The sequence below is a fragment of the Citrobacter sp. Cf136 genome (genome assembly GCF_030333815.1).
In the GTDB taxonomy this organism is placed as follows: domain Bacteria; phylum Pseudomonadota; class Gammaproteobacteria; order Enterobacterales; family Enterobacteriaceae; genus Citrobacter; species Citrobacter freundii.
Map to the genome: position 1 here is coordinate 1453578 of NZ_JAOWFE010000032.1, position 23295 is coordinate 1476872.

Sequence of the window (23295 nt, forward strand, 5' to 3'; positions counted from 1 at the left end):
AGTCCTCTCAGAAATTGAAATGAGGGGAATGAAAAAAGCCCGCAAAGCGGGCCAAGAATTACTAATTGATTATTTATTAAATGATATTAATATCTTACGGTGAAAAAATGTCACTTTTAGGGTTAAGTTTTTAATAGGGAAAAATATGAAAAGATTTACAGTTCGAGTCGAGTTACATGGTGATGATCCAGACTATCAATTACTACACGATGAAATGGAGAAGGCTAACTTTTTTAGAACTATAAAGGGTGATACCGGAAACATATACCAACTTCCGGATGCGGAGTACAACTACAGTGCAAATGTATCCCGCGGTATCGTTTTAGATAGAGCCTATGCAATTGCCAACAGGGTTCAGAAATCACCATCAGTACTTGTTAGTGAGTCAGTAGGACGGGCGTGGAAAGGGCTTAAAAAAGTCTGAATCGACCCCAGCCTGCTGTAGGTTATATCATAATAAAAAACCCGCTCAGTGGCGGGTTTTTATGTTCTAAGTTCGTGTCTAAGTGAACACTCTTAACACAATAAAAGAGAAAATGCGGACCGCGTTAGTGATTTTTTATCCCTTTCACGCTAATTTAAGCCCACAGGATAGGATTAAAAATAAACTGAGGCGAAATTGGATAGCTCTACCACTTTCAAAGTCTTCTACGATGCAGAAGATGAAGAATTAGCACAGCATAAAATTGATGCGAAAACGCTAAGTTTATCAATAGGATCGATGGCTGACCTTATATCGAAAGCGGATCGGAATCTTAATGATGGGCAGGAAACAGTCAAGTTGATGGTTACAGCCCCAGCTGCTCCAGGATCAATCGGCGTTATTTATTCGATGCTGGAATTGGTCCCTCATGCAGTCAATGTCGCCAAAGCCATTGGACTAACTGTTGCTGGTGGTGCTTTAGCTGGGGGGTCTGCTCTTGCATTGATTCGGCAATTGGGGAGTAGAAAGGTTATTTCTGTTACCAGAAGGGTCGATACACAAGAAGCAGTGTTAGAGCTTGATGGCGAAGAAATTGTTTGTAATGAGGCTGTTGCAAAATTAGTGACTGACCCTGAGATACGACAAGCTTTAGTTAATGTTGTTAGAGCGCCATTGGATGGTAAAGAGCGCCCGATCTTCAAGATTACCGATGATAACGGAGAAGAGATTCTCAGGCTTGAAGGTGAAGAAACTGAAGAAATCAAACCATTACCACGTGGCACTTTGCTTGAAAAAGAGATTTCTGTTGATGAGGTTAACGTCAGATTCATTCAAGTCAACTTTGAAGGGAATAAGGGGTGGAGAATTGATTATCTCGGTGATGAGCACTCAGTAAGCCTAGATGACAATGTTTTCCTTTCTCAGGTTCAGGCTGCAACAGTTCAATTCTCGAAAGAAGACCTGTATGTTGTTGATTTAGAAACAACTAAAACATTTACTGCGCGGGGAGTAACAAACCGTTATGCTATCAAAAAAGTTAAACGTAGACGACCAGCTTAGACAGGAATGATGTTAACTCAGCAGATCATAGAATTCGCGATGTGGATAGGGGTGATCATGGTATCACCTCTTCTATTTCGCTTCTCGTATGCTGCATCCGCTTTACTATGGCGGAGATTATTCCCTGTCCGTAAGTTTGAATTCGTTTTTGTCGACAAGGTCACTAATGACAAACGAACAGTCACTATTGTCATGCCAAAAGACAAAAGCAAAACTATCGTACAGCTGATAGAAGAAGCAACGAAGGACGGTGCCAGTTCAAATGTCTGATGATAAAAAATCAACTAGCCCTGTCACTTCAACCCTCTCTACTGGTGGTTTTGGCATCATTTTGTCAGGATTGGTAGCGTTTTGCGTACCCGACGCCAATTCAGGCTTGGCAAAATTGCTATATCTATTCATACCACTTATTTCTGCAAGCCTGACATATATACTTTGCTGGGTTATAGCTCGTCATGGATTGGAATCACCTGAAGATGCTGCAAAACGAAAGCAGTGCCTCCGGGATTTAAAGACCATTGACGAGCAGTTAGCATCGAAACATACAACGGATGAGTTTAGACAGAAGCTGTTACGCTCTCGGGAAGCCACAGTGGAAATAATGATCAACATAGGAAAAAATAGTACAGCGAATCCGTTGCCAGGATTTGAGAAAATTGAGAAAGATACCGTATAGTTATCTTTCTCAACCTTTATTAATCCATATCAAGTGTTACATTCAGCATCGAAAGGCATCCATCAATAAACCCCTCAGCCATCTGTATCTCGATCCGTATCAATTTCTCATCTTTTTTACGCACTTTTGCGATCTTCCTCTTGGATATTCCATACAGATAGTGAGCTACAAGCAGTGAATGCTCATATGGTTTCCGGCTTTTCAATCGCGCCAGGCAACCTTCGATGATCAGCGCATCATCGTCAGTACATGACGGTCGGGATCTACCAGTTTGCGGCAACAGCCCCTTAAATCCTGCAGCTATAGGAGAATAGTCCACGCCAGAACTATCACTGGCAGCCCATGCTTCAGGTCGATAACCAGTTGCAGGTCTGCAACGCTGTACCCCTCACGCAGTCGGGCACGAATGTTCTCCAGGGATGTTTTTGATTTCTGATACCGGGATCCGCTGATCTGGTTCAAATGGGACAAAACCAAAATCGCCTGGTCAGTAATCACGACTTCAGGGTCTGGTTGCGCCGCAACCGGACAAGAGGGTTTTGAAGTTACTTGTGGATCTTGTGTTGATTTTACTGACGGATCCCCGCCAGATTCTGACGGGTCAAAACCGCCTTTTATGCCAGATTTCGACGGGTCAGTTTTTGAGGCGTCAAAATTTGATGCGTCAGATTTTGACGTGTCAGAATCTGACAGTTGAGAAAATGCGGCAGCCTGAAGTTTCGCCACATTCAGGCGGTACACGTTCGACGCATTACGGTTACCATTACGGCGCTGTGTACGCGTGAGCCAGCCATCTTTTTCAAGCTTTGCGATTGCCGTTCTGATAGTGCTCGGCCCTGCGCCAAGCTGGCGAGCAATAGTTTCAATTGACGGCCAGCACACGCCCTCATCGCTGCTGAAATCAGCAAGACGAGCCATGATCGCGACACTAGACAACTTCATGCCCGACGCCGCGCAAACATCCCATACGTAGCCGGTTAATTTAGTGCTCATGATCGTCCGTTATCTCCCTGAACTTTTGTCTGAAATGCTCAAGTGGGCTGAAGCATTCGTGTGGATAGCCATCGCGCAGGTAGATAACGCGCCGTGTTTCTGGCTCCCAGCGGATAACACGGACTGGCACTCCGCGGTGGTCTTTGAACCTTCGGTTAAGTTCACGCACAGGCGTTTTGCCCTCCGGTTGTAGACCCCCACAATTGAAACCGCCCTACTGTGGTTACACGGAACCCAGCGGTTTGATAATCTGCGTTCATACCGAAACAACGGAGTACCCGAGACCGGGATCATCCTGAGTTGCGGTAGACGGTTAAAAGCCGTTAAACTGCTCATGCGGATTATTTCTCCATACTCGAAGAGTTGTTCGCCAAGGCGCCCGGAGCTGCACACTCGCGGGCGTCACTCTTTTCAGCGACACAAAAAACTCGATAAAGAAGCGTTACGTGCTCCTGGAACTTCGCGATAACCTGATAGCTGTTTTCCTCAATCTGAGCACACTCATCTGCGTCAATTACCCCATCAGCCGTGGCTTTACGTACAAAATTAGAATGACGACCTATCCATTCAATGGACTCCATCAGGCGCTGGTTTATATCGGCGTTATCCAGATCATCAACGTCTGCCAGCGGTACAAATACGCCCTGAGAATGGCGCGCAACGGCATCAGCGATATGAGTTGAACCACCAGCACGTTGTAAAACCATTGCCCAGCCCAGCGGGAAGATTTGATCGCCGTCAACACGAAGGCGGTTGAACAATGCGTTCTCTGTCACGCCCAACCATTCCGCCGCCTCGGCATAACCACCAGGAAGATCGGTGATCGTTTTTTTTATAGCCGCCACCAGCCAGGCTGGCTGACGTTCGACTTTCCAAATAGGTTCGTTACCCACAGCTCCCCCCTTATTCCTGTGGTTTGAGTTTTACTGAAGCATCGCTACGCTTTTCGTAAAGGTCGGGATGAAAAACCAATTTCCCCCCGGTCCGATAGGCTGCTTCAGCTGCACGCCCTTTTGGGATAAGGCGACCAGTTCTATTACGCCACTGGTAAACAGCCTCGCTTGTGATTCCAAAAAATTCGGCAACTTTCTCAGTACTGCCGAAGTAGTTTTCAATATCATCGGTTGTCATAACGCCTCCTTAGCTAAGTTTGATTAGATATTAATAACAAATCTAACTTTGGTCAATAAAAACTAAGATTGCTTAGCCTTTTAATTTATTTATGGTGTTCAAATGGAAACTGTCGGTCAGCGCATCAAAGCTCTCAGGCGCATAACCAAAACCTCGCAGAAAGAACTGGGTAAGTTTTGCGGTGTTAGTGATGTGGCGGTTGGGTATTGGGAAAAAGACGTTAATGTGCCAGGCGGCGAGTCACTTGCGAAACTTGCGAAGTATTTCAACACATCAATTGATTACATACTTTATGGCACTGAATTTGAAGGCAATCTGATAACCAAGATGCGAAGGATTCCGGTGATATCCTGGGTTCAGGCTGGACAGTTTACAGAATGTAAAGCAGCAGAAGTTTTCAGCGAAGTAGATAAGTGGATAGAGACATCACTCCGGATAGGGGATAGCTCCTTTGCATTGGAGGTTAAAGGTGATTCGATGACAAACCCTAATGGCCTCCCAACAATCCCTGAAGGGGCAACAGTCATAGTAGATCCAGATGCAGAGCCAATTCATGGAAAGATAGTCGTAGCCAGGCTTGATGGGACAAACGAGGCTACTGTAAAAAAACTTGTCATCGATGGGCCTCAAAAGTTCTTAGTTCCCTTAAATCCACGCTATCCAAACATTTCAATTAACGGTAATTGCCTGATCATCGGCGTTGTCAAAGGCGTTCAGTACGAGCTTTAACCCACCTCTAACCTTCCTCTTAACATCAAGCTAAGAATAGTTTGGTGTTTTTTCTTGATCTTAAAGCTAAGTTAAGTTAGATTTTATTCATCAACAGCGAACAGGCAGGACGCCCACGAAGTAGCCGCCGGTGGCATATGAATAACCGGATGATTCGCTGACAGGTGTCTTCGGGAGGGGTAACAGAGACGCGGTCTGATTAACCGCAACTCGTAGTCAAATTCCTATAGCTGGTGGCGATACCCAAGCCAGGAATACCAAAACCAGCAGGAGTGTTAAGGGCAAGGGCTAATCACCCCCTTAGCACCCCGCCCGAAGATACCTACCACCGCGCCTGATGTGGTTAAAAGCAGGCCAAAGCAATAACAAGTAACTCCCTGTTCTGGCGGCCCGATGTTTTCCCACTTGTCCGGTAACCGCCAGCCTTTTTCAGGGCACAACAGAAAAGGGCATCGCCGGGCGACGGGCTCATAACCCAATCCACCCGGGCAAAAAGAAAGCGGTCTCTGCAAGCCGCCGACCAATGCAGGTGCCCTTCTCTGTTGTGTATGGAGAAAGTTCGGCGGTTGCAGCCGCCTTAACGAGGGTAAAAGCATGAGTAATGACCGCATGACCGTAGTGCCAGATTTTCTTGGCGAACTGGATGCTGGCGTGTTCATGAACAAAATCGCGGCAGCACTTAATACCACCGCGCTTGGCGTTCTGAACAACGGCAACAAAGGCAAAGTAGTCCTCACATTTGATTTTGAGCGCATGGGTAATTCCGTTGAAGAGAAGCGCGTCAAGATCAAGCACAAGCTGAACTACAGCACCCCAACACCGCGTGGTAAAGCCTCCGAGGAGGACACAACCGAAACCCCGATGTGGGTCAACAAAGGCGGGAAGCTCACCATCCTGCAGGAAGATCAGGGCCAGCTGTTCGGGATCACTGGCGCGGTGGATGGAAAGCTTAAAGCGGCTCAGTGATCCGCAACAACAAACTCACTGATACCACTTCGATCATCAGTTAATAAGGAATTTCTATGTCTCAGTTAGACAGCGGTACCTTCAAGCAGGTCAAAGACCTGGTTCTTTCCGGTTATCACCTGAATGATATTCATGGCCTGGCTTGCCCGACCGCATTACTGCCAGAGGGTACTGGCGTTGAAAGCCTCGAGCGCTTCTCTCTGGAGCGTTTCCGCTTTCGTGGTGCAATGACAACAACCAGTATTGATGATTTCGCACGTTATTCTAAAGGCTACGCCAGCGCCAGCGATCCAGCCCGTTGCTTCATTGATGCTGACAACATGACCGCTCGTTCAGTGTTCAACATCGGCACCCTGGATAATCCCGGTCACGCCGATAACGTTGCTTCGATCACCCTGAAGAAAACCGCCCCGTTCCGCGCGTTACTGCAGATCGATGGTCAACGTCTGAAGCAAAAGCAAATTGCTGAATGGCTGGAAGACTGGAGCGATTACCTGCTGGCATTTGATGCTGATGGCAATACGATGCAAATTTCCCAGGCGGCTCAGGCTGTGCGTCGTATCACTATTCAGCAAGCAACACAGCAGGACCATGAAACTGGTGATTTCGCTGGTAAAAAATCGCTGATGCAAAGCGTTGAAGCAAGCAGCAAAGACGTAATGCCTGTGGCGTTCGAGTTCAAATGTGTGCCGTATGAAGGTCTGGGCGAACGCCGCTTTAACTTGCGTAACAGCCTGCTGACCAGCGATGAACCCTGCTTTGTTCTGCGCATCGTCCAACTTGAAGCCCAGGAAGAAGAGATCGCCAATGAATTCCGCGATCTGCTGATCAGCAAGTTCGACGGTGAATCAGTGGAAACTTTCATCGGTAACTTTAAAGCCTAATTGCTCTGCATTAAATCCCCGGCGCCGCGGGGATTTATTGAAGCGTAATTCCATTAATTATCGCCAATCGGCGAGGGATTCGTGCAACCAAAATCTGCGCGGTGCAGCGCGCCAATATGGAGAAAACCATGAGCTACATTCAAACATTATCCGGTAAAAAATTTAACTACATCACCGCCACTATCGACGATATCGATATTGAGGATATCGCGACTGCTCTTTCCAACATCTGTCGATTCGCTGGGCATCTGCCAGAGTTCTACAGCGTGGCCCAGCACTCTGTGCTTGTAAGCCAGATTGTGCCGCCAGAGTTCGCCTTTGAAGCGCTAATGCACGATGCTGCGGAGGCATATTGCCAGGATATTCCGGCCCCGCTCAAAGCCCTATTACCAGACTACCAACGCATGGAAACTTATGTTGATGGTCTTATCCGCTTTAAATTCGGTATCTCACTTGAACAAGCAGCCGTCGTGAAATATGCCGATCTCACCATGTTAGCCACCGAGCGCCGTGATCTGGAAATCGATGACGGTTCGAAGTGGGAAATTCTCGAAGGTATTCCCTGCTCTGATCTCGTTCAGGTTATCCCTCTCCGTCCTGGCCAAGCCTATGGCCTGTTCATAAATCGCTTTAACGAACTGGTGGATCAGCGCCAATGCGCCGCATGAAAGTAAAAGAACTCGTAGCGGAGGCTTTTGCCTCCGTTGCTGAATTGCCACCAAAGCATGCACCGCTTATGCGCGAAGTCGCCACCAGACTGGAGGCTACGTTCGCAGCATTAAAAGAGTCTCTGGTGCAACTGGAACAGGAACGTAAAGGTAAAAAGCCATGACCGTATTTGAATATCTCCAGGCTCATCCGAATACCACCAGCGGTGAAATCGCCAAAGGTATGAACAAAAAGACACCCGCGGTCGCTGGCGCATTATCGCAACTCTATGGTACCGGCCGGATCGTGAAGTCTGGTGTTCGCAAGGGAATTCCTACTTACCGTGTTAACGATATGCCGTTTGGGTGCAGTAACAGCTTAACCATGATGTTTAACCAGCTATTGAAAAAAGCCAGACAGGGAGCCACGCAATGAGCAAATCAAGCATGGAGTACTACTTCGAATTCCCCGCCTCTCGTGGCTTACAGGGGAATACGCTTATTCTTTTGATGAACGTTCCAGGACGAACCCTGTCCCGCGTACTGGCATCTGATAATTACGGACACACGCTTGAGCGTTCTCAGCGCGAACTCAACAAATCACGCGTAAAAAAATTTTACGAATATCTGGTGACAGCTGCTAAAAATAAAGAGCCTTTCATCATCCCGCCACTGGTTGGTAACTGTGCTTCTCATGTTGAGTTTGAAGAGTTCGGCAATACAAACGTCGGAGTTGTTCGGTTCCCAATGGACGCAGAAATTAAACTTTTTGATGGGCAACATCGTGGCGCAGGAATATCCATGTTCTGCAGAGATTACGATACACCACTGTATGTACCTTTGATGATGACTCTGCAACTACCACTTAAAACACGTCAGCAATTTTTTTCTGATATCAATAACAACGTATCCAAGCCATCAGCCGCAATCAATATGGCCTATAACGGAAGGGATAAGATTGCCCAGACGATGGTGTCGTTTCTCTCCACTCATGCAGTGTTCTCCGAGATCACCGACTTTGAACACAGCGTGGTTCCGGCAAAAAGTGACCTCTGGATTAGTTTTAAGGCCGTTGGTGATGCAACTGCAAAATTCGCGGGTAACGGGGACGACGCTCTGTCTACTGGCGATATATATGACCTCTGGGAAGCGTGGCTGAAGCTGACGGCTATAGAAGGTATCCGACATGGCGTATCCCCCACGGAATACAAACGAGATTACATTCAGTTTCACGCAGTGATGATCAATGCGTTCGGTTACGCAATACAGGAACTGCTCAGGCATCGCCCTGCGCACATCATCGTGCAGATGATCGAAGAACTGGTGACAAAAGCCACAATGACCGAGCTGGAAGACTTCTTCCTGATATCTTTCTGGGATGGTATTTGCGCTGATGCCAGCAAAGAAAGAGCTACGGTTATTGCTAGCGTTCCGGCACAGAAAGCTGCAGCACAAAGGCTTGCTATGGCTATTACAACAGGGACATTCGCTGTGGGGGCCACTCAATGAAAGCACTCAACAAACAAGCGCAGAGTAGCCACCCAGCGCACGGTCCTGTATCACTCGATCGCCTGCACCAGATACGTGAACACCTACTGCATGATAACCAGTACTCAAACGGCGGGAACAGAGCTTACATTCTCGCGGATATGTTGAAGGTGGTAGATGAGGTGTTGGCAGGTAGGCACGCCGAGCCAGTGGCAGATGTCGTTGCCTGGTACAAAGAAGGTGAAGAAAGAACATGTGATATTCGCTGGCGTCGTTTCGATGTTGCGCCAGGTCCGCTCTATGCTGTCCCACCTAAGCCAGCCAGCAATAATTTATAATTTTGTAAGCCCGGGTGCAGCCGGGCTGTATGGAGAAAATTATGTCGCGAATGATCCCCTTACTTGACTGGGCAAAAGAGGAATTTGGAGAGCAAGCACCAAGTGAACGCGTATTGAAAAAATATGCAAAGGGAAAAATGATGGTACCTCCAGCAATTAAGGTTGGTCGCTGCTGGATGGTTGATCGTAATGCCCGATTTGTAGGGATGCTTGTAGAACCGAAAATTCCGACTTCGGCCAGCCCAAGATTACAACGGATAATTGCTGATGGCTGCTAGACCACGCACTCACAAAATTCCAATCCCAAACCTGTACTGCAAGCTGGATAAGCGCACAGGTAAGGTTTATTGGCAATATAAACACCCTCTTTCAGGTCGTTTTCACAGCCTTGGAACCGATGAATCCGAGGCTAAACAAGTCGCCACAGAAGCTAACATAGTCATTGCCGAACAGCGAACCAGGCAGATCCTGAGCGTTAACGATCGCCTGGCACGGATGAAAGGCAGGCGCACCGATATTACGGTTACTGAGTGGCTCGATAAATACATAGGCATTCAGGAGGAAAGGCTTAAAAATAACGAGCTCAAACCAAACTCCTTTCTTCAAAAAGGTAAGCCTGTTCGTTTATTCAGAGAACATTGCGGCCTGCAACATCTAAAGGATATTTCAGCTCTTGATATTGCAGAAATAACTGATGCCATTAAAGCCGAAGGCCACAATCGCATGGCTCAGGTCGTCAGAATGGTGCTCATAGATGTTTTTAAAGAGGCACAACATGCCGGACACGTTGCCCCCGGATACAATCCGGCGCAAGCCACTAAACAACCGAGAAACCGAATAACAAGGCAGCGTCTTTCCTTTGAAGAATGGAGCGTTATTTATAAGACGGCGGAACAGCAGCAGCCCTATCTTCAGTGCGGCATGTTATTAGCCCTAATCACTGGCCAGCGTCTGGGCGATATATGCAATATGAAGTTCACCGATGTATGGGATGACATGCTCCATATCGAACAGGAAAAAACAGGTTCTCGTCTCGCTATTCCGTTAGATCTTAAATGCGAGGTGCTGGGCCTCACTCTCAGGGATGCTATTTCAAAATGTAGGGATGCGGTTGTCAGTAAATATCTTGTTCATTTCAGGCACACCACATCCCAGGCCAATAGAGGTGATCGGGTGTCGAGCAGCTGCCTGACATCCACCTTTAAAAAAGCCAGAGACAAAAGCGGCCTAGAGTGGAAAAACGGTACTCCACCAACTTTCCATGAACAGCGTTCTTTATCGGAGCGACTGTATCGTGAACAAGGTCTGGATACTCAGAAACTGCTTGGGCACAAGTCCAGAAAAATGACTGATAAATACAATGACGATCGAGGAAAAGACTGGGTCGTTGTTGGAGTGAAAACAGGGTAAAACGAGGGAAGTTTTGGGGAAGAGTTTTGGGGAAAGTTTTGGGGAAGAATTTTCGAGGGCATAAAAAACGGGAACCACCTGGCTCCCGTTCTCATACAACCCAAGATGTGGATTACATGTTTTCGATGATCGCGTCACCAAACTCTGAACATTTCAGCAGCTTAGCGCCGTCCATCAGACGTTCGAAGTCATAGGTTACGGTTTTCGCGTTAATCGCGCCTTCCATACCTTTAACGATCAGGTCAGCCGCTTCGGTCCAACCCATGTGGCGCAGCATCATTTCTGCAGACAGAATGATAGAACCTGGGTTCACTTTATCCTGACCTGCATACTTCGGTGCAGTACCGTGGGTTGCTTCGAACAGTGCGCATTCGTCACCGATGTTTGCACCCGGCGCGATACCAATACCACCAACCTGTGCGGCCAGCGCATCGGAGATGTAGTCACCGTTCAGGTTCATACAGGCAATCACGTCATACTCAGCCGGGCGCAGCAGGATCTGTTGCAGGAACGCATCGGCAATGACGTCCTTAACCACGATCTCTTTACCGGTTTTCGGGTTCTTGATTTTCACCCATGGACCGCCATCGATCAGTTCGCCACCAAATTCTTCACGCGCTAACTGGTAACCCCAGTCTTTGAACGCGCCTTCGGTGAACTTCATGATGTTGCCTTTGTGTACCAAGGTAACTGAATCACGATCGTTGGCGATGGCGTATTCAATCGCTGCACGTACCAGACGTTTAGTCCCTTCTTCAGAACACGGTTTGATACCAATACCGCAATGTTCCGGGAAGCGTATTTTCTTCACACCCATCTCTTCGCGCAGGAATTTAATCACTTTCTCAGCATCGGCAGAGTCAGCTTTCCACTCGATACCCGCGTAGATATCTTCGGAGTTTTCACGGAAGATGACCATATCGGTCAGTTCAGGGTGTTTAACCGGGCTTGGTGTACCCTGATAATAACGCACCGGACGCAGGCAGACATACAGGTCAAGTTCCTGACGCAGAGCTACGTTCAGAGAGCGAATACCGCCGCCAACAGGAGTGGTCAGAGGGCCTTTAATGGCAACACGATATTCACGAATCAGATCTAAGGTTTCAGCAGGCAGCCAGACGTCCTGGCCATAAACCTGAGTGGATTTCTCGCCGGTGTAGATTTCCATCCAGGAGATTTTACGCTCGCCTTTATAGGCTTTCTCGACAGCAGCATCGACAACTTTGATCATCGGTGGGGTTACATCAACGCCGATACCGTCGCCTTCAATGAACGGGATAATCGGATTTTCAGGAACGTTGAGTTTGCCGTTTTGCAGGGTGATCTTCTTACCTTCCGCCGGAACAACTACTTTGCTTTCCATTCACCTCTCCTTCGAGCGCTTCTGGTTCTGCTCGTCTGTCATCGCGCTGCATGTGCGTTTGCGTCCTGCTGCACGAATGCGTTAGAGCAATTTTTTGTTAATGTTTTGTAATGAGCATGTCAATACTACCCTAATGTTCGCCGCCATGAAAGACACTCGTTCTTAGGCTATAATGCGGCAATTGATATAATCTGAAAATACCATGCAAAAAACTTCTTTTAGAAATCACCGGGTTGAGCGATTCAGCTCACGACAAGTCACTAAGCAGCGTAAGGAAAACCAGCCAAAACGCGTGGTTTTGTTCAATAAACCCTACGATGTTTTGCCACAATTTACTGACGAGGCTGGCAGAAGCACGTTAAAAGATTTTATTCCCTTGCCGGGAATTTATGCGGCGGGCCGACTCGACCGGGACAGCGAAGGGCTTTTGGTGCTGACCAATGACGGCGCACTGCAGGCGCGGTTAACGCAACCCGGGAAGCGTACTGGGAAAATTTATTACGTCCAGGTTGAAGGCGAGCCGACGGCAGAAGCGCTGGACGCCCTGCGTACCGGAGTAACGCTCAATGATGGCCCCACGCTACCCGCAGGCATTGAGGTAGTAGAGGAACCCGTATGGCTGTGGCCGAGAAATCCGCCGATTCGGGAGCGGAAAAATATCCCCACCACCTGGCTGAAAGTCACCTTATATGAAGGCCGCAACCGCCAGGTTCGCCGTATGACAGCACATGTTGGATATCCTACGCTGCGTCTCATTCGCTATGCTATGGGGGATTACACGCTGGATAATCTCGCCAACGGCGAGTGGCGAGAGCTCTAGCATCAGGCCTTTACAGCGCCATTAACAAGGAAGAATGAAAGAAATGGACAAACGACTCATCGCGCCACTCATTCTGTGTGGCGTATCGCCATTGGGTTATGCCGCGCAGAATTGTGAGGCGGCAGCAGGTATCGCAGCAGGCGCGGCTGATTATCTCTATGAAACCGCTCAGGTAAAAACAACCTCCCGACTACACTTCAACTCCGCACCAGATGTTGAATGCCAGCTCCCTGCTTTCCTGGTCAACGGCAATACGGTAGAGGTGTTAAGAGAAGCGCGATCGGCCCAATCAGCAGACGCTCCCGTTCATACTTTTCGCTATGTTCGATACCGTGATGCCAAAGGCATGTTCGCCACAGGCTGGGTCGCGGCTGAAGGTCTGGTATCTCTGACGACTCCCTTATCCGTAAATCCGGCCTGTAAGAAATGGGCGCACAAAGAGATGCCGCAACGCGAAAGAATGCCCCCCGTTGCTGATAATCATTATCAGGTTACAGGCAACGATCGCGCCTGGTTTTATACCATGCCAACGGAACAGTGCCGCAGCCAGTCCGTTTTTTTGGTTCCCGGCGACATTATTTCCACACAAGAGCAGTCAAAAGATGACTTTATTGAAGCGGTTTATTACACCGCCGATCGCCATATCGTACGCGGCTGGTTGAAAAAGTCACAACTCCAGCCTTTAAACAGCGGTGATAACTACCGCTATGATATCAATCCATTATCGACAGACGAAGCTACACGAGTCGCGACCCTCAGCCTTCGCCCGGACTATCAATGCATTTTTTATGAAAGCTGGAATGCTAAAAAGGCCATTGAGATTATCGTACGCGAGGATCATCAAACTGCATTGTGTCGCGGAGGGGCCGACCCACAAACGTCGCCTCCTGTGGCTTATATCAGTATCGACAAGACCAGCGGTGAAATTAGTTGGCCAGATGTTGCCGAAGGTTTTGCTGAGGAATAAGGGGGAAACATGTTCAAACCGCACGTCACGGTCGCCTGCATTGTGCATGCAGAAGATAAATTCTTAGTCGTTGAAGAAACGATCAATGGCAAAGCCTTGTGGAATCAACCCGCAGGACACCTGGAAGCCGACGAAACGCTGGTGCAAGCCGCAGCACGCGAACTATGGGAAGAAACGGGCATTAAAGCACAGCCACAGCATTTTGTTCGTATGCATCAATGGATTGCACCGGACAGAACGCCCTTTTTGCGTTTTCTTTTCTCTATCGAGCTTGCCAATATGTGCGCTACTGAACCCCATGACAGCGATATTGATTGCTGTCGTTGGGTCAGCGCAGAAGAGATTTTCTCTGCGCCAAACCTGCGTTCGCCGTTGGTTGCAGAGAGTATTCGCTGTTATCAGAGCGGCCAGCGCTACCCGCTGGCCATGATCGGTGAATTTAACTGGCCGTTTACAGAGGGTGTCAAGTAAAGGGCTGCGTGCTAGAATATGCCGCCTTGAAGTTCAATGTTGTGAGTATTCCTATGTGTGAAAGCCCAAAAAAAGTGATCGTCGGCATGTCCGGCGGTGTCGATTCCTCCGTTTCTGCCTGGCTGTTACAACAACAGGGCTATCAGGTAGAAGGCCTGTTCATGAAGAACTGGGAAGAGGACGATGGCGAGGAATACTGCACAGCGGCCGCCGACCTTGCGGATGCACAGGCTGTCTGTGACAAACTCGGCATTGAACTGCATACCGTCAACTTTGCCGCAGAATACTGGGACAACGTCTTTGAACTGTTCCTTGAAGAGTACAAAGCGGGCCGTACGCCGAACCCGGATATTCTGTGTAATAAAGAAATTAAGTTTAAAGCCTTCCTTGAGTTTGCCGCCGAAGATTTAGGTGCCGATTACATCGCCACCGGTCACTATGTGCGTCGCGCAGATGTCGACGGCAAAAGTCGCCTGCTGCGTGGGCTCGATGGTAATAAAGACCAAAGTTATTTCCTCTATACGCTCGGCCATGAGCAAATCGCGCAAAGCCTGTTCCCGGTCGGTGAACTGGAAAAACCGCAGGTGCGTAAAATTGCCGAAGACCTTGGTCTGATTACGGCCAAGAAAAAAGACTCCACCGGCATCTGCTTCATTGGCGAACGTAAGTTCCGCGAATTTCTTGGTCGCTACCTGCCGGCTCAGCCAGGCAAAATCATCACCGTTGATGGTGAAGAGATTGGCCAGCATCAGGGGCTGATGTACCACACTCTGGGTCAGCGTAAAGGTCTGGGTATTGGCGGAACGAAAGAAGGGACAGAAGATCCATGGTATGTAGTGGATAAAGACGTTGAGAACAACATTCTGGTTGTCGCTCAGGGTCATGAACATCCACGTCTGATGTCTGTTGGCCTGGTGGCGCAACAGCTGCATTGGGTCGATCGCGAACCGTTCACTGGTACCATGCGCTGTACGGTGAAAACCCGCTATCGTCAGACCGACATTCCGTGCACCGTTAAGGCACTGGATGCTGAGCGTATTGAAGTCATTTTCGACGAGCCAGTCGCGGCGGTTACGCCGGGTCAGTCGGCTGTCTTTTACAATGGCGAAGTGTGCCTCGGCGGCGGCATTATCGAACAACGATTGCCTCTGCCGGTATAATTACTTACACATTTGATACAAGGAAGCAGTGAACGTGGCAAAGAATTATTATGACATCACCCTCGCCCTGGCAGGCATTTGCCAGTCGGCACGCCTGGTGCAGGAACTGGCGCACCAGGGGCATTGTGATGCCGATGCATTACACGTTTCACTGAACAGTGTCATCGACATGAATCCCAGCTCTACGCTGGGCGTGTTTGGCGGCAGCGAGGCCAACCTGCGTTTGGGGCTGGAAACAATGCTCGGCGTACTGAACGCCAGCAGTCGCCAGGGACTGAACGCTGAACTCACTCGTTACACGCTAAGCCTGATGGTGCTGGAGCGTAAGCTGTCAGCGGCCAAGGGCGCTATGGACACGCTGGGAGACCGTATCAGCGGCTTGCAGCGCCAGCTTGACCATTTTGATTTGCAGTCAGAAACGTTGATGAGTGCGATGGCTGGCATTTATGTTGACGTCATCAGCCCACTCGGCCCGCGTATTCAGGTCACGGGTTCCCCGGCCATCCTTCAGAGCCCGCAGGTACAGGCTAAAGTACGCGCTTCGCTGCTGGCTGGCATCCGTGCTGCCGTGCTCTGGCATCAGGTTGGTGGAGGCCGTCTGCAACTCATGTTTTCTCGTAATCGCCTGACGACTCAGGCAAAACAAATTCTTGCTCATTTAACCCCGGAGTTGTGATCTATGGAATTATCCTCACTGACCGCCGTTTCCCCTGTCGATGGACGCTACGGCGATAAAGTCAGCGCGCTGCGCGGGATTTTCAGCGAATACGGTTTGCTGAAATTCCGCGTACAGGTTGAAGTACGCTGGCTGCAAAAACTGGCCGCGCACGCAGCGATCAAGGAAGTTCCTGCTTTTGCTGCCGACGCAATCGGTTTCCTTGATGCGATCGTCGCTAACTTCAATGAAGAAGATGCTGCGCGTATCAAAACCATTGAGCGTACGACCAACCATGACGTGAAGGCAGTTGAGTATTTCCTGAAAGAAAAAGTGGCGGATATCCCGGAACTGCACGCCGTTTCCGAGTTTATCCACTTCGCATGCACCTCAGAAGACATCAACAACCTGTCTCACGCGCTGATGCTGAAAACCGCACGCGACGAAGTGGTTCTGCCGTACTGGCGTCAACTGATTGATGGCATCACCGCGCTTTCAGTTGAATATCGCGATATTCCTCTGCTCTCCCGTACTCACGGCCAACCTGCCACCCCATCAACAATGGGCAAAGAGATGGCAAACGTGGCGTACCGCATGGAGCGTCAGTATCGCCAGCTCAACCAGGTTGAAATTCTTGGTAAAATCAACGGTGCCGTGGGTAACTATAACGCCCACATTGCCGCTTACCCGGAAGTAGACTGGCATCAGTTTAGCGAAGAGTTCGTCACCTCGCTGGGTATCCAGTGGAACCCCTACACCACGCAGATTGAGCCGCACGACTACATTGCCGAGCTGTTTGATTGCATCGCCCGCTTTAACACCATTCTGATCGATTTCGATCGCGACGTCTGGGGTTACATTGCATTGGGTCACTTCAAGCAGAAAACTGTCGCGGGTGAAATCGGTTCTTCCACCATGCCGCATAAAGTTAACCCCATCGACTTCGAAAACTCCGAAGGTAATCTGGGTCTGTCCAATGCGGTTCTGCAGCACCTGGCGAGTAAACTGCCGGTTTCCCGCTGGCAGCGTGATCTGACAGACTCTACCGTTCTGCGTAACCTGGGTGTGGGTATCGGCTATGCGCTGATCGCCTATCAGTCCACGCTGAAGGGCGTGAGCAAACTGGAAGTGAACCGCGATCATCTGCTGGATGAACTGGATCATAACTGGGAAGTTCTGGCAGAGCCGATTCAGACCGTGATGCGTCGCTACGGTATTGAGAAGCCATATGAGAAGTTGAAAGAACTGACCCGCGGCAAGCGCGTTGACGCCGAAGGTATGAAGCAGTTTATCGATGGTCTGGCACTGCCGGAAGAAGAGAAAACTCGCCTGAAAGCAATGACGCCTGCCAATTATATTGGCCGCGCCATCACCATGGTTGATGAACTGAAGTAATCAGCAACTCCCCAGATGCTGAACAGAAGCCGGATAAGCGTAAGCGATTCCGGCTTTTTATCACCCGCTACATTATCCCTTCCCCCCCCCAAATTTGCCCCAAAAAAGTAACAATCTATGGTGGTCTAAGCTGCTACTAATTTATGCACGATCTGAAACTGTAGCCACCCGCAGAATGTTTAAACCACTCTGGCAGCATGGCCGCGCAATTTTCTTTGCTGATGGCTGGTACGAATGGAAAAAGGAAGGCAACAAAAAACAGCCCGGATTGCAGGAAAGGACCCGTAAGTGATAATAATTATCAAAACATTCACGTGGGGTCATTGGAATAACAATTTCTTAATCTCTCACCGAAAATAAGGATTTGTTAAGCTTCATGCTTTATGGTTGATGCAACACACCCTTTGAGGAAATAATAATGATGAAATTCTCAAAACTTCAGATTCGCTTACACTGGCTGACTCTGATGTTAATAGCGATAACCTATGCAGCTATGGAGCTACGCGGCTGGTTTCCTAAAGGCAGCAACACCTACCTGCTCATGAAAGAAACACATTACAATGCCGGGGTATTTGTCTGGTTTTTAATGATAATACGATTAATTATTAAACATAAGTATCATGACCCAGCCATCACTCCGCCCCCACCGACCTGGCAGATGATGGCTGCTAAAATAATGCATATCCTGCTATACATTTCTTTTTTGGCTCTGCCATTATTAGGTATTGCAATTATGGCTTACGGTGGGAAGGACTGGAGCTTCTTAAGTTTTAACATTTCACCTTTCGTTACTCCTGACGGGGAAACAAAATCACTTATTAAAGATATTCACGAAACACTGGCAAACGTCGGATACTTTTTAATTGCAGCGCATGCAGGTGCAGCGTTATTTCATCACTACGTCCAGAAAGATAACACTCTTTTGAGAATGATCCCTGACTGTAACGATAAGAAATAAATACAAATTTTAATGTTTAACATTACAGTAGGCACTCAGTGAATGCCTACTGTAATCCTGGAGTATTGATTCAATTTTCTTTATGTCGTCCTTGTCACCGCCAAGAACGCTGAAACTGCCAGCTCCAGCTCGACTAATGCTCAGGCTACAGTCCTCATACTGATTACCCAATTTTTTCAGCAACTCTTTATCCATGGCTGGTATCGCGCCTTTTGGTAGTTCTTTAGTTCGATCAATGGCTAATTCAATTCTCATAATTACCTCCGATGTATACACTGTTTTTTTATACAGCACCCCTGTAAGCAGAAATGATCAACGATTTAAGAGCGCAAATTATTAATTTTTTTACGTAATGTATTTACACATCAGATATTCCGTTTTTTCGGGTCCTACACATTTTTGTCGCGACATTGGATTTAAATTACCTGGCTCATGCTCAACTTAATGTTGACATAATGTTGACTCGCCATACTGGTAAGACGCTAAAAGAGGTCTTCCTATGCGAATCTTATCTCCTTATACGTTGCGCTGGCTTCCAGGTGAACGTGAGCAAAATGATATTTCAGAGTTTATTCGTGAAAGTTATTCTCAGTTTTATCATGCTTCTCTTCCTCGCTGCATGCCATGGTTACTTGGAATGTTCGATGCCAACGGAGAATTAAAAGCAGCCTGTGGCGTCCAACCGGCCTCAATGGGCAAGATATACCTCGAACACTATCTTGATTTCCCGGTTGAAGTCGTGCTGTCTGCACGATTGTCACATCCCGTTTCACGCGACTCGATTGTTGAAATTGGTAATTTTGCCGCGAGCGATGGGGCAAGCGCCCGAATAATGTATGCGGCTCTATGCCTGCTTCTCAATCAATACTGCTATTCGTGGATTGTCTTTACCGGAACTAAAAAAATACGCAATACCTTTTTCCGCCTGAATCTGCAACCAGTCACATTGATGCCTGCTGACTCGACAAGGCTTGGCGAAGCTGCGCGTGAATGGGGGAGCTATTACGAACATGACCCGCAAATTATGGCGGGGGAGTTACATGGTGGGCAAACCACACTGAGTCAGACCAGCCTGCTGCTGGGAATGTTTGCTGATCCGCCTTCTGCTCCCTGGATAACCCCTTCCGGAGGATCTTATGCTTCTGAACACGCTTGAGAAACAGGCTGCGCTTCAGCCAAATGCCATCGCCCTGCAGGGCGATTCTCGCTCGTGGAGCTGGCAGCAATACCATGATGCCGTTAAAGCAGTGGCCGAACAATTATCTGCCCTCAAGGTAAAACGGCTGGCACTTGAAATGGATAACAGCCCTGAATGGGCCATCATCGATCTCGCATGCCTGATAAGTGGAGTGGTGATCATCCCTGTCCCCTCCTTTTTCAGCGGGCAACAGAAAGCCTGGGTACGATCATCAGCCTCTGTGGATGCACAAATCGGTGGAGAAATCCTGGCGGATTGGCAGGAACACGATTTTGTACTCGGGAGACTGCAAATCCGTGCAGTAGAGGACCCCGTGACTCTGCCGGCAGGAACGGCAAAGATAACGTATACCTCCGGTACAACCGGAGAGCCAAAAGGCGTCTGTCTGAGTCTGGATGGTATGGTATGGATGGCTCAAACGTTAGCGGCCGCATTGCACCCCCTGAAACTGGAAAAACACCTGGTGACACTGCCCCTCAGTATTCTGCTGGAAAATCTGTGCGGCGTTTACATCCCTCTGCTACTTGGCGCTGAGACGGTGATTCTCCCACCCTCCCGGATTGGGTTTGAAGGTTCCAGCCGCTTTAATCCAGCCCAGTTTCTTCAGGCGCTGACCACCTGGTGCCCACAAAGTCTGGTGCTGGTACCAGAGTTGCTACGTGTGTTACTGCATCTGCACAAGCAGGTACCAGGCAGTACGCAATCTTTACGGTTTGTCGCCGCAGGCGGTGGCAAGGTTCCGGCTTCATTGCTGACAATGGCGATAAAGAGTGGCTTACCTGTATATGAAGGATACGGTCTCTCAGAATGTGGCTCTGTCGTTGCCCTCAATCTGCCCGACGCTATAAAAGAGAACAGCGTCGGTCGGCCATTGCCAGGTATCCAGATCAATGTTGATGACCAGCAACAATTGTGTGTCACCAGCCCGGCTAACGCTTTGGGATATCTGGGATCCGCACCAGCCTCCCCAACAGTTGCCACCGGCGATCTTGGCAGTGTTGATGAACACGGGTTTGTTCGTATTCAGGGGCGCCTGAAAAATGTCCAGATAAACGCTTTTGGTCGTAATTTTTCACCTGAATGGCCTGAGGCAGAGGCCATGACCTGTCCAGCTGTACGCCGGATAGTGATTTTTGGAGAAGGATTAAGGCATAACGTTGCACTCGTCGATGTCTTCGACGGGCAACAGATGCAGGCCCGCGAGCAGCTGCTGGCCCTTTCAGCTCGCCTGCCTGATTATGCGCAGTTCCATCGCCTGTTATTCACTTCAGCTATATCAGAGCCTGGCATGCTCACTGCAAATGGCCGCCCACGCCGGGAACTCATCCGGCAATCCCTCTGGCAACACATTCTCACCTGTAGTGAAGAGGAGTCATCATGAGCTTTTATAACAAATTACAACAACAGACTGAGGCCGAACGCCGGAGTTTACTCTCCTCGCCTGTCATCGCGCGCTGCCAGACTGGTGACATCTCGCGCGACCTGTATATCGCTTTTCTGACACAGGCTTACTATCACGTCAGCCATACCGTCCCCCTGTTGATGAGTGCTGGCAGCCGTTTGCCAGCCTCACATGAAGCCATTCGGGGCGCAATTGCTGAATATATTGACGAAGAGTACGGGCATCAGGAATGGATCCTGAACGATATTCAGGCTTGCGGCGGTGATGCGGAAAGCGTTCGCAATGGCACCCCAGGGATACCGATAGAAATGATGGTGGCCTGGCTCTACTACCGCATTGAACGGGTCAACCCTATGAGTATTTTTGGCATGGTACAGGTTCTGGAGGGAACCAGCGTATCTATTGCTACCGCGATTGCAGCCCAGGTGGAACGGACACTGGGGTTGCCAGAACAGGCGACAACCTACCTGCGTTCACACGGTGAACTTGATCAAGGACATCTTAAATTTTTCGCTTCACTTATGGATACCGTGACTGACGAGGCCGATCAGGCAGCCATTATCTATGCCGCTCGTCGCGTCTATCACCTGTACACAGAGATGCTTAACCAACTGGGGCAGACCACGTATGAACCTGCATGATAAAACCGTTCTGCTGACTGGCGCCAGCGGTGGTATCGGACAAGAGCTGGCGCAAAGGCTGGCGCACAAAGGAGCCAGACTCTGCCTGGTTGGACGAAATGCACAGGCGATGACGCTTCTGAAAGAGATGCTTCCCTATCCGGAACGGCATCATATTGTGCTAATGAGCAGTTATACCGATGACGAAATCGTCGCGCTGGCCAGCAGATTCAAAGATGAGAACAAACTGGATATCCTGATCAACAATGCCGGAACCAGCCGTTTTGCACTGTTTGAACAACAGTCTTTTGACGATATTCGGGAACAGATTAGAACCAATATCGAAATCCCCACTCTGTTGACCCGCGCCATGCTGGATAAGTTTAATCCACAGGGCATCATCCTAAACATTGGTTCGATATTTGGTGAGATTGGCCACCCTGCCTGGAGCGTGTATAGCGCCACCAAAGCGGCCACGCACCGTTTGTCGGAAGCGCTGGGGCGCGAATTAAAGGGGAATGGTATCAGCGTACTGTATGCCGCGCCGCGTGCTACCGAAACGGCGCTCAACAGTGACGAGGTTTACGCGCTTAACCGCAAACTGGGCAACAGCAGTGACTCCCCACAATTTGTCGCCGTACGTCTGGTACATCTCCTTGAGACAGAGCAGAAACGCTACCGCTTCGGCGCGATGGAACGTCTGTTCGTTAAAATCAATGCCTGGTTTCCCGGTATGGTAGACAAAGCGCTGGGTAAAAAATTAGCGGTGATCCAGTCCTATACCCAGGGCACATTCAAAGGTGAAGACAAATGAAAATTATGAAAACGTTGCTCCTGACAGCAGCTTTTCCCGCCTCTGCCATGGCGACTACCACGCTGGAAAACCTCCAGCACGACTGGTCCGTTTGTCAGTATCAGACCCTTGAAGCAAAAAAAGAGAGCTGCTTTACCACACTAAGTCAGCGGGCCCATAGTGCGAGTCAGGCAAAAAATAATGCTGACGCAGCATTGCTTATTTGGTCGGCGATTATCGACAGTAGCTGGGCGGGGGCTAAAGGAGGGCTGGGTGCATTGAGTCTGGTCAAACAGGCCCGTAGCGATCTGGAAAAAGCGATCAGCATCGACCCCAATGCTTTACAAGGATCAGCCTGGACCAGCCTTGGGGCGCTATATTATCAGGTTCCCGGCTGGCCGATTGGGTTTGGTGATAAAAACAAAGCCGAAGAAATGCTGAAAAAAGCACTGGCGATAAATCCTGATGGCATCGATCCAAACTATTTTTATGGTGACTTTTTGCTGAAAGAGAAAAAGACTGGCGAAGGGAAACGCTATCTGGAAAAGGCTCTTAAAGCACCGGCTCGCCAGGGGCGTGAGATTGCCGACCAGGGACGCCATCGCGATATAGCAAAAGACCTGGAAAGTATTCAGTAAAATATTCAACCCCTGCGTTGTTATAACGCCAGGGGTTGTTGATCTGTAAATCCGTGTCACCTTTCCTCAATTGGCGAACTCTCCGTGATGATTTACTCGGTAATGATCAT

The 23295-nt window shown here is 49.0% G+C and carries 30 protein-coding genes and 3 pseudogenes; 26 read left to right on the top strand and 7 right to left on the bottom strand.

Annotated features, from left to right (window positions below):
• The first annotated feature begins 145 nt into the window (after window positions 1-145).
• The 3 genes from OGV98_RS11490 (at window position 146) to OGV98_RS11500 (ending at window position 2159) form a co-directional block, all read left to right on the top strand.
• Window positions 146-424, top strand: a complete 279-nt coding sequence (locus tag OGV98_RS11490; RefSeq protein WP_279278974.1) for a DUF2622 domain-containing protein — start codon at window positions 146-148, stop codon at window positions 422-424.
• 195 nt (window positions 425-619) lie between these two features.
• Window positions 620-1483, top strand: coding sequence for an LAPAL motif-containing putative phage structural protein (locus OGV98_RS11495; protein ID WP_119922066.1), 864 nt, complete (start codon window positions 620-622; stop codon window positions 1481-1483).
• Between the two features lie 262 nt (window positions 1484-1745).
• Window positions 1746-2159: a hypothetical protein gene (locus tag OGV98_RS11500; RefSeq protein WP_119922064.1), complete on the top strand. Its 414-nt coding sequence runs from the start codon at window positions 1746-1748 to the stop codon at window positions 2157-2159.
• A gap of 19 nt (window positions 2160-2178) precedes the next feature.
• Here the strand turns inward: OGV98_RS11500 and OGV98_RS11505 are convergent.
• The 5 genes and pseudogenes from OGV98_RS11505 to OGV98_RS11525 all read right to left on the bottom strand — a co-directional run.
• A pseudogene (locus OGV98_RS11505) lies at window positions 2179-2505 on the bottom strand (antiterminator Q family protein); the annotation flags it as partial.
• Window positions 2502-3152 (bottom strand): annotated as a pseudogene (locus tag OGV98_RS11510) (helix-turn-helix domain-containing protein); the annotation flags it as partial. The pseudogenes OGV98_RS11505 and OGV98_RS11510, both read right to left, overlap by 4 nt.
• A complete protein-coding gene (locus tag OGV98_RS11515; protein WP_075204990.1) occupies window positions 3142-3321 on the bottom strand; it encodes a DUF4222 domain-containing protein in 180 nt (59 codons plus the stop codon). The pseudogene OGV98_RS11510 and the gene OGV98_RS11515, both read right to left, overlap by 11 nt.
• Before the next feature lie 172 nt (window positions 3322-3493).
• Window positions 3494-4045 carry a YmfL family putative regulatory protein gene (locus OGV98_RS11520; protein WP_286551498.1) on the bottom strand — a complete coding sequence of 184 codons (552 nt, stop codon included), beginning with the start codon at window positions 4043-4045 and terminating at the stop codon, window positions 3494-3496.
• A gap of 10 nt (window positions 4046-4055) precedes the next feature.
• On the bottom strand, window positions 4056-4283 hold the full coding sequence (locus OGV98_RS11525) for a Cro/CI family transcriptional regulator (protein WP_003826141.1): 228 nt from the start codon (window positions 4281-4283) through the stop codon (window positions 4056-4058).
• A 102-nt stretch (window positions 4284-4385) separates the two neighbouring features.
• Here OGV98_RS11525 and OGV98_RS11530 point away from each other — a divergent pair, with 102 nt between their 5' ends.
• From OGV98_RS11530 to OGV98_RS11575, 10 genes are all read left to right on the top strand, one after another.
• The gene (locus OGV98_RS11530; protein ID WP_003826139.1) at window positions 4386-5012 is read left to right on the top strand and encodes a LexA family protein; all 627 of its coding nucleotides are present in this window, start codon (window positions 4386-4388) and stop codon (window positions 5010-5012) included.
• Between the two features lie 594 nt (window positions 5013-5606).
• On the top strand, window positions 5607-5978 hold the full coding sequence (locus OGV98_RS11535; RefSeq protein ID WP_001515608.1) for a YfdP family phage-associated protein: 372 nt from the start codon (window positions 5607-5609) through the stop codon (window positions 5976-5978).
• Between the two features lie 56 nt (window positions 5979-6034).
• A complete protein-coding gene (locus OGV98_RS11540; protein WP_279278981.1) occupies window positions 6035-6862 on the top strand; it encodes a YfdQ family protein in 828 nt (275 codons plus the stop codon).
• Window positions 6863-6990: 128 nt separating this feature from the next.
• A complete protein-coding gene (locus OGV98_RS11545) occupies window positions 6991-7530 on the top strand; it encodes an HD family hydrolase (protein ID WP_279278982.1) in 540 nt (179 codons plus the stop codon).
• A complete protein-coding gene (locus OGV98_RS11550) occupies window positions 7518-7694 on the top strand; it encodes a hypothetical protein (RefSeq protein WP_181553587.1) in 177 nt (58 codons plus the stop codon). The genes OGV98_RS11545 and OGV98_RS11550 overlap by 13 nt, the downstream gene beginning before the upstream one ends.
• Complete coding sequence (locus OGV98_RS11555; protein WP_135488092.1) at window positions 7691-7945, top strand: hypothetical protein; 255 nt, start codon at window positions 7691-7693, stop codon at window positions 7943-7945. The genes OGV98_RS11550 and OGV98_RS11555 overlap by 4 nt, the downstream gene beginning before the upstream one ends.
• Window positions 7942-9018: a DGQHR domain-containing protein gene (locus tag OGV98_RS11560; protein WP_079905860.1), complete on the top strand. Its 1077-nt coding sequence runs from the start codon at window positions 7942-7944 to the stop codon at window positions 9016-9018. Before OGV98_RS11555 ends, OGV98_RS11560 begins: the two co-directional genes overlap by 4 nt.
• Entirely contained in the window at window positions 9015-9335 is a 321-nt protein-coding gene (locus OGV98_RS11565) for a hypothetical protein (RefSeq protein ID WP_279278983.1), read from the top strand. Before OGV98_RS11560 ends, OGV98_RS11565 begins: the two co-directional genes overlap by 4 nt.
• A gap of 41 nt (window positions 9336-9376) precedes the next feature.
• Window positions 9377-9613, top strand: a complete 237-nt coding sequence (locus tag OGV98_RS11570) for an excisionase (protein WP_047497692.1) — start codon at window positions 9377-9379, stop codon at window positions 9611-9613.
• Window positions 9603-10745 carry a phage integrase Arm DNA-binding domain-containing protein gene (locus OGV98_RS11575; RefSeq protein ID WP_279278984.1) on the top strand — a complete coding sequence of 381 codons (1143 nt, stop codon included), beginning with the start codon at window positions 9603-9605 and terminating at the stop codon, window positions 10743-10745. The genes OGV98_RS11570 and OGV98_RS11575 overlap by 11 nt, the downstream gene beginning before the upstream one ends.
• A 112-nt stretch (window positions 10746-10857) precedes the next feature.
• Here OGV98_RS11575 and icd read toward each other — a convergent pair whose 3' ends face one another.
• Window positions 10858-12108 (bottom strand): NADP-dependent isocitrate dehydrogenase, encoded by a 1251-nt coding sequence (gene icd / locus OGV98_RS11580; protein ID WP_003841892.1) that lies wholly within the window; start codon window positions 12106-12108, stop codon window positions 10858-10860.
• Window positions 12109-12310: 202 nt separating this feature from the next.
• On the opposite strand from icd, the gene rluE reads away from it, so the two are divergent.
• The 8 genes and pseudogenes from rluE (at window position 12311) to OGV98_RS11620 (ending at window position 18534) form a co-directional block, all read left to right on the top strand.
• Window positions 12311-12928, top strand: a complete 618-nt coding sequence (gene rluE / locus OGV98_RS11585) for a 23S rRNA pseudouridine(2457) synthase RluE (protein WP_003841891.1) — start codon at window positions 12311-12313, stop codon at window positions 12926-12928.
• Window positions 12929-12962: 34 nt separating this feature from the next.
• Complete coding sequence (locus OGV98_RS11590; protein WP_202580593.1) at window positions 12963-13895, top strand: hypothetical protein; 933 nt, start codon at window positions 12963-12965, stop codon at window positions 13893-13895.
• Between the two features lie 9 nt (window positions 13896-13904).
• A complete protein-coding gene (locus OGV98_RS11595) occupies window positions 13905-14366 on the top strand; it encodes an NUDIX hydrolase (protein WP_003841887.1) in 462 nt (153 codons plus the stop codon).
• Between the two features lie 53 nt (window positions 14367-14419).
• On the top strand, window positions 14420-15526 hold the full coding sequence (mnmA, locus tag OGV98_RS11600) for a tRNA 2-thiouridine(34) synthase MnmA (protein ID WP_049002243.1): 1107 nt from the start codon (window positions 14420-14422) through the stop codon (window positions 15524-15526).
• A 34-nt stretch (window positions 15527-15560) separates the two neighbouring features.
• Window positions 15561-16202: a high frequency lysogenization protein HflD gene (gene hflD, locus OGV98_RS11605; RefSeq protein WP_003841885.1), complete on the top strand. Its 642-nt coding sequence runs from the start codon at window positions 15561-15563 to the stop codon at window positions 16200-16202.
• 3 nt (window positions 16203-16205) lie between these two features.
• On the top strand, window positions 16206-17576 hold the full coding sequence (gene purB, locus OGV98_RS11610; RefSeq protein WP_044711951.1) for an adenylosuccinate lyase: 1371 nt from the start codon (window positions 16206-16208) through the stop codon (window positions 17574-17576).
• A gap of 118 nt (window positions 17577-17694) precedes the next feature.
• Window positions 17695-17841, top strand: a pseudogene (locus OGV98_RS11615) (SOS response-associated peptidase family protein); the annotation flags it as partial.
• A 153-nt stretch (window positions 17842-17994) separates the two neighbouring features.
• Window positions 17995-18534: a cytochrome b gene (locus tag OGV98_RS11620; protein ID WP_054528291.1), complete on the top strand. Its 540-nt coding sequence runs from the start codon at window positions 17995-17997 to the stop codon at window positions 18532-18534.
• 9 nt (window positions 18535-18543) lie between these two features.
• On the opposite strand, the gene OGV98_RS11625 is transcribed toward OGV98_RS11620, so the two are convergent.
• Window positions 18544-18789: a DinI-like family protein gene (locus OGV98_RS11625; protein WP_044711946.1), complete on the bottom strand. Its 246-nt coding sequence runs from the start codon at window positions 18787-18789 to the stop codon at window positions 18544-18546.
• 244 nt (window positions 18790-19033) lie between these two features.
• On the opposite strand from OGV98_RS11625, the gene OGV98_RS11630 reads away from it, so the two are divergent.
• Genes OGV98_RS11630 through OGV98_RS11650 form a run of 5 tightly spaced genes read left to right on the top strand, consistent with a single transcriptional unit; the run spans window position 19034 to window position 23185 of the window.
• Window positions 19034-19690 carry a thermostable hemolysin gene (locus OGV98_RS11630; RefSeq protein WP_286551509.1) on the top strand — a complete coding sequence of 219 codons (657 nt, stop codon included), beginning with the start codon at window positions 19034-19036 and terminating at the stop codon, window positions 19688-19690.
• Window positions 19671-21113 carry an AMP-dependent synthetase/ligase gene (locus tag OGV98_RS11635; protein WP_016150064.1) on the top strand — a complete coding sequence of 481 codons (1443 nt, stop codon included), beginning with the start codon at window positions 19671-19673 and terminating at the stop codon, window positions 21111-21113. The genes OGV98_RS11630 and OGV98_RS11635 overlap by 20 nt, the downstream gene beginning before the upstream one ends.
• Window positions 21110-21775 (top strand): iron-containing redox enzyme family protein, encoded by a 666-nt coding sequence (locus tag OGV98_RS11640; protein WP_003841877.1) that lies wholly within the window; start codon window positions 21110-21112, stop codon window positions 21773-21775. Before OGV98_RS11635 ends, OGV98_RS11640 begins: the two co-directional genes overlap by 4 nt.
• Window positions 21762-22568 carry an SDR family oxidoreductase gene (locus OGV98_RS11645; RefSeq protein ID WP_003841874.1) on the top strand — a complete coding sequence of 269 codons (807 nt, stop codon included), beginning with the start codon at window positions 21762-21764 and terminating at the stop codon, window positions 22566-22568. Before OGV98_RS11640 ends, OGV98_RS11645 begins: the two co-directional genes overlap by 14 nt.
• A complete protein-coding gene (locus OGV98_RS11650) occupies window positions 22565-23185 on the top strand; it encodes a hypothetical protein (RefSeq protein WP_103856767.1) in 621 nt (206 codons plus the stop codon). The genes OGV98_RS11645 and OGV98_RS11650 overlap by 4 nt, the downstream gene beginning before the upstream one ends.
• The last annotated feature ends 110 nt before the right edge of the window (window positions 23186-23295 follow it).